9 protein-coding genes are annotated in these 11900 nt (G+C 69.9%); 5 read left to right on the forward strand and 4 right to left on the reverse strand.

All coding sequences use genetic code 11. The features are described 5' to 3' along the window. Positions 1-5: 5 nt before the first annotated feature. Positions 6-1463, reverse strand: coding sequence for a DUF4041 domain-containing protein (locus ACQ393_RS00950; protein ID WP_430644937.1), 1458 nt, complete (start codon positions 1461-1463; stop codon positions 6-8). Between the two features lie 983 nt (positions 1464-2446). On the opposite strand from ACQ393_RS00950, the gene ACQ393_RS00955 reads away from it, so the two are divergent. Next, positions 2447-3784, forward strand: a complete 1338-nt coding sequence (locus ACQ393_RS00955) for an FAD-binding oxidoreductase (protein WP_430644938.1) — start codon at positions 2447-2449, stop codon at positions 3782-3784. Continuing rightward, positions 3781-5151, forward strand: coding sequence for a class I SAM-dependent methyltransferase (locus ACQ393_RS00960; RefSeq protein ID WP_430644939.1), 1371 nt, complete (start codon positions 3781-3783; stop codon positions 5149-5151). Before ACQ393_RS00955 ends, ACQ393_RS00960 begins: the two co-directional genes overlap by 4 nt. A gap of 41 nt (positions 5152-5192) precedes the next feature. Here the strand turns inward: ACQ393_RS00960 and ACQ393_RS00965 are convergent, their stop codons facing one another. Next, on the reverse strand, positions 5193-6059 hold the full coding sequence (locus ACQ393_RS00965) for a MarR family winged helix-turn-helix transcriptional regulator (RefSeq protein ID WP_430644940.1): 867 nt from the start codon (positions 6057-6059) through the stop codon (positions 5193-5195). Between the two features lie 488 nt (positions 6060-6547). On the opposite strand from ACQ393_RS00965, the gene ACQ393_RS00970 reads away from it, so the two are divergent. Together ACQ393_RS00970 and ACQ393_RS00975 are read left to right on the forward strand one after the other, a co-directional pair. Then, positions 6548-6862 (forward strand): SHOCT domain-containing protein, encoded by a 315-nt coding sequence (locus ACQ393_RS00970; protein ID WP_430645331.1) that lies wholly within the window; start codon positions 6548-6550, stop codon positions 6860-6862. Between the two features lie 151 nt (positions 6863-7013). Next, a complete protein-coding gene (locus ACQ393_RS00975; RefSeq protein WP_430645332.1) occupies positions 7014-10100 on the forward strand; it encodes a hypothetical protein in 3087 nt (1028 codons plus the stop codon). Between the two features lie 23 nt (positions 10101-10123). Here ACQ393_RS00975 and ACQ393_RS00980 read toward each other — a convergent pair whose 3' ends face one another. Further along, entirely contained in the window at positions 10124-10612 is a 489-nt protein-coding gene (locus tag ACQ393_RS00980; RefSeq protein ID WP_430644941.1) for a DUF6326 family protein, read from the reverse strand. Between ACQ393_RS00980 and ACQ393_RS00985 the strand changes: the two genes are divergently transcribed. Continuing rightward, positions 10575-11402, forward strand: a complete 828-nt coding sequence (locus ACQ393_RS00985) for a TetR/AcrR family transcriptional regulator (protein WP_430644942.1) — start codon at positions 10575-10577, stop codon at positions 11400-11402. The genes ACQ393_RS00980 and ACQ393_RS00985 overlap by 38 nt on opposite strands. Before the next feature lie 69 nt (positions 11403-11471). On the opposite strand, the gene ACQ393_RS00990 is transcribed toward ACQ393_RS00985, so the two are convergent. Then, a complete protein-coding gene (locus tag ACQ393_RS00990) occupies positions 11472-11879 on the reverse strand; it encodes a VOC family protein (protein ID WP_430644943.1) in 408 nt (135 codons plus the stop codon). Between the last annotated feature and the right edge of the window lie 21 nt (positions 11880-11900).

Here is an 11900-nt window from a genome sequence, read left to right on the forward strand (position 1 = left end):
CTCGTTCACGAAGCGCTTGCCGCCAAGGCAGGTGCACTGCTCGCGCGATACTCCTCAGCAACAGGCTCGACGGTGTACTCGACCACCTCGATGTGATGCGCCTTGAGTGCTTCGAGCACCTCCGCCGGGGTGACGCGGAAGTACTCGCGACGAAGGTTCACCTTGTTCACGCGATGCTCGGCGAAGGTCGTGTGGAGCATGTTCTCGATCCCGACGGCATCGTCGGCGAAGAACAGCGCGTGCACGTCGAAACGGAACGGCACCGAAGCATCACCGAGTTCATTGACGCGGTCCATCGGTTCGAGACGCCTGGTCATGCCGATTTTGACCATGTTCTCGCCGAACGCGCCGATGTTGGAGATGACGTAGACGTAGCCGGCGCGAATGTTCGCCGCCCGATAGTCGACGTCCTCGATGGCGCGGTCGACGTCGGCGATCCTCTGCCGCATCCGCTCGGCGCCTTCGAGATCGCCGCTGGCCTCGAGGGCCGCGAGCACCGAGTGATAGTGGCTCTTCTCCTTCTCCAGGCGCTCGTGCTCGCGAGCGAGTTCTTGCTCGGCCTTGCGCTGCTCACGCAGCTCGGCTCGACGTTCGCGCTCGAGCTCTTTCTCGCGCTGCACCGCCTGCAGATGCCTTGCTGCGAGTGAAAGCTCCTTCATGCGGAGTTGCTGATAGGAGTGGGTGATCCGCAGATCGATCATCGCTCCCTGGCGTTGGATCTGCTCGGCGACCTTGGCGAGGCGCTGTTGCGCGGCGGTGAGGTTGCCGGCGCGCATCGTCTTGACGCAGTTCTCGGCCTCGGCGTTGTACGCACGCAGGAGGATCTTGCTCATGTCGCTGACGAACTTCCTACCCTTCGCAGCGGAGTTGTTGAACGTGAAGCCTTGGCTCGCCGAGGTCGCCTGGTTGTCCCTGACCGCCGCCTTGATCTGCCCACGCAGCTCGTCGAGTTCGCCTGCGAGATCGGCAGATGACTCGGCCGGGTGCTCGTAGTCGAAGACGCCGAGCTCCTGCAGGCTGGCCGCCTCGCGCAGTTTCACCACCTCGCGCTTGCGGGCCTCGATCTCTGCGCGTAGTGATTGTGTGGTCTTGGTGAGCTTCTCGTGCTCGCGGGCGAGGTCGCGGATGGCGTGGTCCCACTGTGCGCGTAGTGAGGCGTGCTCCGCCTCTGCCGCTGATCGTGCCGAGGCGATCTCGACCTCGACCCGGGAACGGTACGCATCGATCTCGCCGAACTGTCTGAGCCCGTGCTTCTCGACGAGGGCCTCGAGCTCCTCCACGCGGCCGCGGGCCTGCCGTTTCGACATGCGCGTCGGCGGCCGTGGGGTCACTTGCGTGGTCGCTTGGGCCCGGGCGGGCTGGACCTCGCTCACATGCGAGGTCCATTGCTGTCCGTCCCACCACCGGAGAACATTCGGTGTCGTGGCATCCGGATACCACCCCGCGGGCGCCGAGCCGCTCATCGGTCGCGCCCGAATCGAGGGGCTGTGGGTGAACTCTGTTCGGGTCGCATCTCTGCCTCCGCGAAGTAGGGACGGAACCCTAGGTCTACCGCCTTGCCGGCATGGGCGGGAGCCCCCAATCGGGTGCATCCCGAAGGGCCCAGATGTGCTCGACGGCGCCTGCATGGGTCGGGCTCGGGCGCATCGTGTACGTCGCGTCGTCAGAGCAGATCACCGAGATGGCGCGCAGTGGCCGGCGCGGCGGCATCCGCTGTCGCGGAGTTGCTGATCACGGCGGCCGCCGGGGCCTGCCGGCTGACGGGCCGGTCGACGAGCTCGTTCCCGAGGTACGGGCGCTCATCGAGCAGGCGGCTCGGTCGACCTGATCGAGCGTGGCTTCACGCCAGCAAGTAATTGCGAGGCCTCGGTAGGAGGCACGACAAGCTCGCCCCCCGAGGCGTCAGTCCCGACCGCGTCGGGCGATACAGGCTAAGACACGCCGCCGATGCGCCGGAGGGTCTGAAGTGCAGCCGGCCGCGGGACGCCCAGTCGCGTCTGGAACTCCCAGTCTTCGACGGCACTCGGGCCATGGAGCACCTCATTCAGCGCGTTTACGATCACGGTTCGGTCGTCGACGCTCAGGACGTACTCGTCGCTCGCCAGCCACTCCTGCGCAGGACCAGCCCAACCGTCGGGCGGGAGCCGATATCGGCCAGCCTCGAGACATTCCGAACACGCCCACGCATCCTCGCCCGCCAGCCCTAGCCAGCGCGACCGCTCGCGGGCCGGGTCCGTCAACGCGCCGAAGCACCAGTCGCAATGGTCCGGGACGCCTTCGCTCACCACCTCCCCAACCTACGGCGTATCGGGCAGCCGTCGGGAGGGTTCAGCCGTCGACAACCGCCAAACTGCTCCTGCGGGCAGCGGCCGCGGCGGACTACCGTGAGGGTGTGTCCGCTCCTGCGACCGACGCGACTGACGCACGAGCTGCTCACGCTGACGGCGTGGAGCGCCTGCTGGCAAGCTATCGGGCCGTGCCGGTGACGGCGACGGTGCGGCTGGCGAAGCCGACGTCGAACCTGTTCCGGTCGCGCGATCGGGTCGAGGTCCGGGGCCTGGACACGTCGGGGCTGACGCAGGTCATCGCGGTCGACGCGGAGGCGCGGACGGCCGACGTGGCCGGCATGTGCACGTACGAGGATCTTGTCGCGGCGACGCTGTCGCACAGGTTGGCGCCGCTGGTGGTGCCGCAGTTGAAGACCATCACGCTGGGCGGCGCGGTGACGGGGCTCGGGATCGAGTCGACGTCGTTCCGCAGCGGGCTGCCGCACGAGTCGGTGCTGGAGCTCGACATCCTCACCGGCGCCGGCGAGGTCGTGACCGCGTCGCCGACGGAGCACGCCGACCTGTTCCGCGCGTTCCCGAACTCGTACGGCACGCTCGGCTACGCCGTGCGGCTGCGCATCGAGCTCGAGCCGGTCGAGCCGTTCGTCGCGCTCACGCACGTGCGGTTCCACGCCCTCGCCGATCTCATCGACACGATGGACAACATCGTCGAGACCGGCGCCCTCGACGACGGCACGCGGGTCGACTACCTCGACGGGGTCGTCTTCAGCGCCGACGAGAGCTACCTCTGCGTGGGCGTGCAGACCGCGGCATCCGGCCCGACCAGCGACTACACCGGCCAGCGCATCTTCTACCGCTCCATCAAACATGCGGATGGCGCGACGCGCGACCGGCTCACGATCCACGACTACCTGTGGCGGTGGGACACCGACTGGTTCTGGTGCTCGCAGGCGTTCGGCGCGCAGCATCCGCTCGTTCGCCGGTTCTGGCCGCGGCGCTACCGGTGCAGCAGCGCGTACTGGAAGCTCATGAAGCTCGAACGGCGGTACGACGTCGGAAACCGCATCGAGCGGTTCCGCGGCCGGCCGCCGCGCGAGCGCGTCATCCAGGACGTCGAGATCCCGATCGAGCGGACCGCGGAGTTCCTCGACTGGTTCCTCGCCGAGGTGCCGATCGAGCCGATCTGGCTGTGCCCGCTCCGACCGCGCGACGATGCCGACTGGCCGCTGTACCCGCTCGAGCCGCACCGCACCTACGTGAACGTCGGCTTCTGGTCGACCGTGCCGGTCGGCGTCACGGAGGGCGCGACCAACCGGAACATCGAGCGCAAGGTCACCGAACTCGACGGGCACAAGTCGCTGTACTCCGACTCCTTCTACCCGCGCGACGAGTTCGACGCGCTCTACGGCGGCGACGCCTACCGCGCCGCGAAGCGGCGCTACGACCCCGACTCACGGCTCCTCGACCTCTACGCGAAGGCGGTGCAACGACGATGACGACGTTCAAGGAGCGCGGTCCCGGGGCGGCGACGGATGCCACGAAGGCGGATGCCCCGACGGCGGATGCCGCGCCGAAGCCGGATGCCTCGGGCAAGCTCACCCTCGCGGAGATCCTCGAGCTCGTCGCCGGCGGGCAGCTCCCGCTGCGGTTCACCGCGTACGACGGCAGCTCGGCGGGCCCGCCCGACGCCCCGCTCGGCATCGAGCTGAAGACGCCGCGCGGCACGACCTACCTCGCCACCGGTCGCGGCGACCTCGGCCTCGCGCGCGCCTACATCGCCGGCGACCTCGAGATCCACGGCGTGCACCCGGGCGACCCCTACGAACTGCTGCGGGCGCTCGCCGACGAACTGGTGTTCCGGATGCCGCCGCCACGCGCCATCGCGCAGATCCTCCGTTCGATCGGCGTCGCGCACCTGCGGCCGATCGCGCCGCCGCCGGGGGAGGCGCCGCCCCGCTGGCGTCGGGTCGCGACGGGGCGCCGGCACAGCAAGGCGCGGGACGCCGAAGCCATCCACCACCACTACGACGTCTCGAACACCTTCTACGAGTGGGTGCTCGGGCCGTCGATGACCTACACCTGCGCGTGCTACCCGCGCCCCGAGGCATCCCTCGACGAGGCCCAGGAGAACAAGTACCGGCTCGTCTTCGAGAAGCTGCGGCTGAGCCCTGGCGACCGGCTGCTCGACGTGGGCTGCGGCTGGGGAGGCATGGTGCGCTACGCGGCGCGCCGCGGCATCCGTGTCGTGGGCGTCACGCTGTCGGAGGAGCAGGCCACGTGGGCGCAGCGCGCCATCGCCGAGGAGGGCCTGGGCGAGCTCGCCGAGGTGCGCCACGGCGACTACCGCGACATCGCCGACACCGGGTTCGACGCGGTGTCGTCGATCGGGCTGCTCGAGCACATCGGGGTGCGCAACTACGCGAAGTACTTCCGCTTCCTGCAGTCGCGGCTGCGCCCCGGCGGGCTGCTGCTCAACCACTGCATCGCCCGCCCAGACAACCGGTCCGAACCCTCGACGCACGGGTTCATCGACCGCTACGTCTTCCCCGACGGCGAGCTCACCGGATCCGGGCGCATCATCACCGAAGCGCAGGATGTCGGCCTCGAGGTGCTGCACGAGGAGAACCTGCGCCCGCACTACGCGCTGACGCTGCGCGACTGGTGCGCCAACCTCGTCGAGCACTGGGACGAGGCGGTCGACGAGGTCGGCCTGCCGACCGCGAAGGTGTGGGGGCTCTACATGGCCGGGTCGCGGCTCCAGTTCGAGCGCGGCGGCATCCAGCTGCACCAGGTGCTGGCGGTGAAGCCGGATGACCGCGGGGGAGTCGGCGACCTGCCGCTGCGGCCGTGGTGGGCGGTGTAGGCGGCCGACCGAAGGCCGGAGGCCCGAGGCATCCGCCCCGCTCAGTCGGGTTCGAGAGCGGACTGGAACTGATCAGCTGCCGTCGCGGTGGCCGCCGGATCGGGCGTGCGCGCGTAGGCCGCGATCGCCGAGTGCACGGCGATCAGCGCTGCGCGATTGGCGCTGATGGCGTCGACGAGCTGGGTCGCCACCCGGACGCCGGCTGGTGTCGGCCGAAGCACGACGGCGCGGGAGTCATCCGGCACCGTACCGCGCAGGCGTTCGACCAGGCCGGCCGCGCTCAGCTGGTCGATGACGTAGGCGGCGCCGCCTCTGGTCACGCCGAGGAAAGCGGACAATCGCGACGGGCGGATGCCGGGGTTGGCGTCGATCTGGGCCAGCGCGGCGAGTTGCCGCCCCGGCCGCAGGGCTCCACCCGTGGCGGCACGCGTGTGGTCGCCGAGCTGAATGCCGACCCGCGCGATCTCCCGCGCCAGCTCGAGCGGCTCGCCGACCGGCGGCGGGGTCACGTCCTCGGGTCCGTGCAGGAGGTTCACGATCTCGGCCGCGTGCGACGCGGAGTTCCGGAACAGCTCGGTGAACTCGCCGGGCAGGCGGCGAGCGAGTCTCCGGCCCTCGGGGGTCAGGACGACCGCGACGGTTCGGCCATCGACGGGGGTGCGTGCGACGGTCACGATCCCGCGGTCGCGCAGGCGGGCGATCAGTCGCGTGACCGCTCGACGATCCAGCCCGCTGTCCTGCGCGATCACCCTCGTCGTGGTTCCGTCGACGGTGACGATCCGCAGCAGTGCGAGGATCTCCGCGTTCTCGGCCCAGTCGGTGCCGAATGAGCGGTCGAAGAGGCGGGTGAACTCCTCGCTGAACCCGCCCAGCAGCCCCGCGGTCCTGCGTTCCGCGCTCACGACCATGTCCACACCCTGACTCCAGCGTCGCTCCGCGGCGACGCGCCCTCAACCGTATCCCGTGACGTGGGGGAGGCCTGCTCTCCGTTCACTCGATGTTGTTGTTCAGAAGCGTCCCAAATGTCGGGCTGTGGCGCTATGGTGGGAAGTGGCAGCATCTCGGTCTGTTGACTGCCTTGCGGCGTAGGTGGCATTTCGGGTTCTCCTGCGACGCCGTCGCCGATCCGGGGGGTGCGTGGCGACAGGGTCCGTCCGTGCGTGAAGCTCACGGGCGGGCGGGCCCGTCATCGGCCCTGCGCCGGCCTGCGTGCAACATTGTTCAGAGCGGTCCCGGACCTTCCTGGAAACCCGCTATCGTTGACGCGGCGGCGCCTGGCCTGCATGCGACTGTGCCGTGATCTGACCGCCTCCGACTCCCATCGAAAGTGATACCCGTGAACTTCTTCGACGTCCTCTGGCTGATCATCTGGTCGTTCTTCTTCGTCGCCTACCTGATGATCCTGTTCTCGATCATCGGCGACCTCTTCCGCGACACCACGCTCAACGGGTGGTGGAAGGCGGTCTGGATCGTGTTCCTCATCTTCGTGCCGTTCCTCACCGCGCTCGTCTACCTCATCGCCCGCGGCAACGGGATGGCGCAGCGCAACGTGACCGCCGCAGCCGAGGCGCGGCAGGCGACCGACTCGTACATCCAGCAGGTCGCCGGCGCGAGCCCGACCGACGAGATCGCCAAGGCTGCGGAACTGCGCAAGGCCGGAACCATCACCGACACCGAGTACGAGCAGCTGAAGGCCAAGGCGCTGGCCTGATCGAGCGGATGCCTCGAACCCGTGCGACACGGGTGACACGATGGCCCGGGCGTGGAGGATCCTCCACGCCCGGGCCAGTGCTCGCTCCGGGGGCTAGCTCCGCTGAGCGAAGTGGGACGGTCGTCCCAGTGGTGTTACGCTCCCCAGCGTGATGACGCACCCCGGCCGGATCCTGCGCGTCGGGATCGCCGCACTGATCCTGCTCGCGCTGGGCGCCGGGATCGCCGTCGCGCTGACCGACGCCCTGGGCATCCGCTCGGAGGCTGCCGACGTGCCCGTCGAGACGGCCGCCGTCGCGGAGCCCGTCGAGTTCGCGGCACCGCCCGAGTTCGTCCGATCCGACGTGCCCGACGGGCCGCGGATGCTCGCCGCGCTCGAGGAGCTCGATGACGCGGTCGCCGGGGCGCCGCGCACCGACGGTCGGGCGACGCTGTCGGTTCGGGTCGGCGCCTCGATCGGCGACGCGAGGGCCGACGAGGCGGCGACGGGCGCCGACGGCGACGAGACCTATCGCCTCGAGGGCACCCGTGCAGCGCTCACCGTCATCGGGCGAACCGAGGCCGGCGCCATCCGCGGGGTCTACGACCTCGCCTCCGCGGTGCGCGACGGCCGACCGGTCGACGAGCATGCGGGGGAGACGGTGACCTCGCGCCTCGGGTTCCGGATGGCCGACCTCGGCGCGGTCGGCGTCGCCGTCGACGAGGCGGCGCACGCGGCGGGGACCGACTACTCGCACAACTCGCGCGCGTTCGAAGACGTGATCCTCGCCGACGCGCCATACATCGACGAGGCCGCGCTCGCCGAGGCGCGCACCGAGTTCGGCGCGTACGTCGACCACCTGCTCGCCGAGGGGTACACCGCGATCACCGTGCCGGGCCTGCTCGAGTACCTCACGTTCTCCGACGTCGGCGACGGCACCGAGGTCTACGCACCCGGTGACGAGCACGTCGCCCGCGCGCTCGCGATGCGGAACGCGTTCGGTTCGATGTGGGCGTCGGCCCGCGCGGCCGGGCTTGAGGTGTACCTGCGCACCGACATGCTCGTCGTCACGACGCCGCTCGAGCAGTACCTGCAGGACCGGTTCGGCGGGTTCGCGACCGACGACCCCGAGTTCTGGGAGGTGTACGCGGCGGGACTCGACGAGCTCTACCGCGAGATGCCGTACGTCGACGGAGTGCTCATCCGCATCGGCGAGGCCGGCCAGGTCTACGACCTGCCCGAGTGGGACTACCGCAGCACGCTCGCCGTGACGACCGTCGACGCGGTGCGCACGATGCTCGAGACCCTGCTGGCCCAGGCCGAGCGCGCCGATCGCGAGCTGATCTTCCGCACTTGGAGCGTCGGCGTGGGCGCCGTCGGCGACATGCACACCAACGCCGACTCGTACCGCGCCGTGCTCGACGGCATCGACTCGGACCGACTCATCGTCTCGACGAAGTACTCGCTCGGCGATTTCTACAGCCACCTGCCGATCAACGACACGCTCGAGGTCGGCGACCAGCGTCGCATCATCGAGTTCCAGTCGCGCCGGGAGTTCGAGAACTTCGGCGCCTTCCCGAACGACCTCGGGCCGCTCTACGCGCAGGTGTTCGACCGGCTGCTCGCCGCCAACCCGAACATCGAGGGCATCTGGACGTGGACGCAGGACGGCGGACCCTGGCGCGCCGGCCCACTCTCCCTCGAACTGAAGGCGGGCTTCTGGCAGCTCGCCGAGCTCAACACCGAGCTCGCCGTGCGGCTCGCGCGCGATCCGTCGCTGGATCCGGCGTCGATCACGGCCGACTGGGCGCGGCGCTGGTTCTCGGACGACCCCGCGACCGTGCAGGCCATCGGCGAGGCGATGGCCGACTCGCGCGAGGCGATCACCGACGGCCTCTACATCGGTCCGTTCGCCGACCGCCGCGTGTTCGCGATCGGGCTGGAACCGCCGCCCATGATGTGGATCTTCGAATGGGACATCCCGACCGGAGACAGCGCCTCGCTCGACGTGATCTACGCGATCTCGCGCGACGAACTCGACGAGGCCATCAACGGAGGAGCGCGGGCGCTCGAGGCCGTCGAGCGGATGCGCGCCTCGATCGAGACGACGGATTTCGCGACCTGGCACGACCCGTCGATGCGCGAGGAGTTCCTCGGCGCCCTCGACTACGAGGCGAACACGCTCGGCATGCTCGCCGACTACCGCACGATGGTCCTCCGCAACGCCGAGTGGCACGACACCGGGTCGGCCGAGGCACGCGGCGAGTGGGAGGCGGCACGCGCCGCGTTCCGGGAATCAGCCGCCGAACACGAGGCCGCCTACGGCGGCGACCCGTACCATCCGGCGTTCAACCTCGAAGCGGCACGACTCGGCGCCGAGCGCGCCGAGCGGGACCCCGCGATGGGCTGGTCGGCCCTCGCGCTGCTCGTGCTCGTCGCGGGCTGGCTGGGCTACGGGATCGCGGCGCGATCCGAGCGGGTGCGGCGCCTGCCGCTCGCCTCCGTTGCCCGCGCCATGTGGGTGGCCGGCACCCGCCCGTGGCGGGCCCCGGAGGTCGTGCGCGACCTCGGGCGCGGCGAACGGGTCGCGCTTGTCGCGGTGCCGGCGGTGGCGCTCGCGGTCAGCCGCGGCATCCTCACCTGGTTCGCCGCGCCGGCGCACCTGGTCGCGACGCTCGGCGCCTGGCTCGTGTTCGCGGTCGTCCTCGTTCTGATCGTGCGTGCGCTGCGCGCGCCCTGGCCGGCGGTCGTCGCCGCGGTCGGCGGTGCCGCCCTGCTCCGCGTCGCCCTGCTCGCGGCGGTGCTCGTGCCGTCCGGCCCCGGAGGCTACTGGTTCGGGTTCTGGACGGACGAGGTGGAGCGGAGCGTCTACGTCGTCGTCTCGTTCGCGCTGTTCGGCTGGGTGCTCGTGGCGGCGGCGTGGTCGGTCGTCGGCCCGCTCGGCGTGCGACGCGCCGTCGGGGCGGTCGTCGCCGCGTCGGGCGCCGCCGTCGCCGCCATCGCCGGGCTCGTCGCCGCCATCGGGCTCGAAGCGGCGCTCACGACCTGGAACGACCAGATGGCGCTGCTGCCGTGGGGGCTCTCGCGGATCCTCGGGATCACCGTGTACCTCGACATCCCGCAGGATGCGGCGCTCTGGCTCGCGGTGCTCGGCGCGGTCGTCGCGGCGTGCGGGCTCGTGGCCGCGACGCTGCCGGCCGTCGTTCGCCGGAGCGGACGGGCAACGCCCGCCGCGGAGCGGGAGACCGCGCGCGTGTAGCCGGGAACGATTCGGACCGGGCCTCACCCTCGACGGCCCTGTCGCTGGTCGGTCGCCGCGGAACCGGCGGACACGGCGGGCGTTCGGGGCCACGCCCAGGCAGAGCGCAGGATGAAGGCCAGGATCAGCAACTCGAGTCCGATGGAGATCCCGTAGAAGAAGGCCCAGTCCCACGACTCGCCGACCGCGTTGAACATGGAGTACGGGACGAGCAGCGACGCGACGACGAGGTTCGTGGCGCGGTTGACCCGGGCGGGAAGCATGATGGCGAGCATCACCATGAGGGCCGGGATCGAGACGGTCACGAGGAAGACGGTCAACAGCGTCGGGCTGACGTCGAACTCGAAGACGACCCCCGCCAGGATGTCGTCGACGACGCCGGGCTTGTAGAAGTTGAGGACGTCGACGTAGGCGTAGAGGAACATGAAGCTGGTCCATGCGGCGGCCAGCTTCACCTGAACGGGGACCGACGGGGTGTCGAGCGGGTTCGGCGTCGTCGTTCTGATGGTCATCGGCTGCTTCCTTCGTGATCGGGAGTTTCGTACACCGTACGTCGTACGCTGTACTATCGCTCGTACGCTGTACGATTGTCAAGCCGTTCGAGCCAGCGAGGAGACCATGTCAGCGGTGGAACAACGTCAGGCCACGCCGGACGCAGGGCTGAGTCGACAGCGAGTGGTGCTCGAGGCGATCCGTCTCGCCGACCGCGAGGGCGCCGAGGGGATGAGCATGCGCCGACTCGCCCGCACGCTCGACGTTGGGGCGATGTCGCTCTATCACTACGTGGCGAACAAGGAGGAGCTGCTGGACGCGATGGTCGATATCGTGTTCGACGAGATCGAGCTCCCCCGTGAAGGGACCGACTGGCAGTCGGCGATTCGACAGCGGGCGGTCTCCGCCCGTCGGGTTCTCGCTCGCCACCCGTGGGCGATCGGCCTCATGGAGTCGCGGACGTCACCGGGACCCGCGAACCTCCGACACCACGAGGCGGTCCTCGCCTGCCTGCGAACGGCCGGCTTCACGGTCTCGATGGCGGTGCATGCGAACTGGCTGCTGGACAGCTACGTCTACGGTTTCGCCCTTCAGGAAGCCAGCCTCCCGTTCGACACCGCCGATGAGATCGCGGGCATGACGGAGGACGTCTACCTTCCCCAGCTCCCCGCTGACGAGTTCCCCCACCTCAACGAATCCGCTGCGGCGCTCGTCGCGGACGGGTTCGATCCGGCGGATGAGTTCGTCTTCGGCCTCGACCTCGTCCTCGCCGCGCTCGAGCCCCTCCGGAACGCCGCAACCTCCGCGTAGCGCCCGCGTCGGCGTCCTCGATCTCGACGACGCCCGGCTCCTCGTCGTCGGTCGGCGACAGCGACCACGTCAGTCGACGGCGGCGTCGCGCGGCGGGTTGTACATGAACTCGAGGCGGATGCCGTTGTCGTCCTCGACGAACGAGGCATAGTAGCGGTCGTTGAAGCGCGGGAACGGCTTCGGGCCGCTCACCGCAGTCCAGCCGGCCTCCACCGCGATCCGGTGGAGGCGGTCGACCTCGGCGCGGGAGTCGATGGGGAAGGCGAGGTGCTGCCAACCGACGCGGCCGTGTCGGTGCGGGCCGGTGCCCGGCTCGCGGGCGGGGAAGAGGATGAGCTCCTCCTCGCCGAGGTACCAGGAGACGCCGTTGTCGGCGTCCTGCCGGGTGCAGCCGAGCGCCTGCATCACCGGGTCGAACTGGGCGATCGAGCGGGGAAGGTCGTCGACGGTGATGCCGATGTGGTCGAAGAGGGGCACCGGGACATCCTATGGAGGAGT

The sequence above is a fragment of the Agromyces sp. GXS1127 genome (assembly GCF_050565425.1).
GTDB lineage: Bacteria > Actinomycetota > Actinomycetes > Actinomycetales > Microbacteriaceae > Agromyces.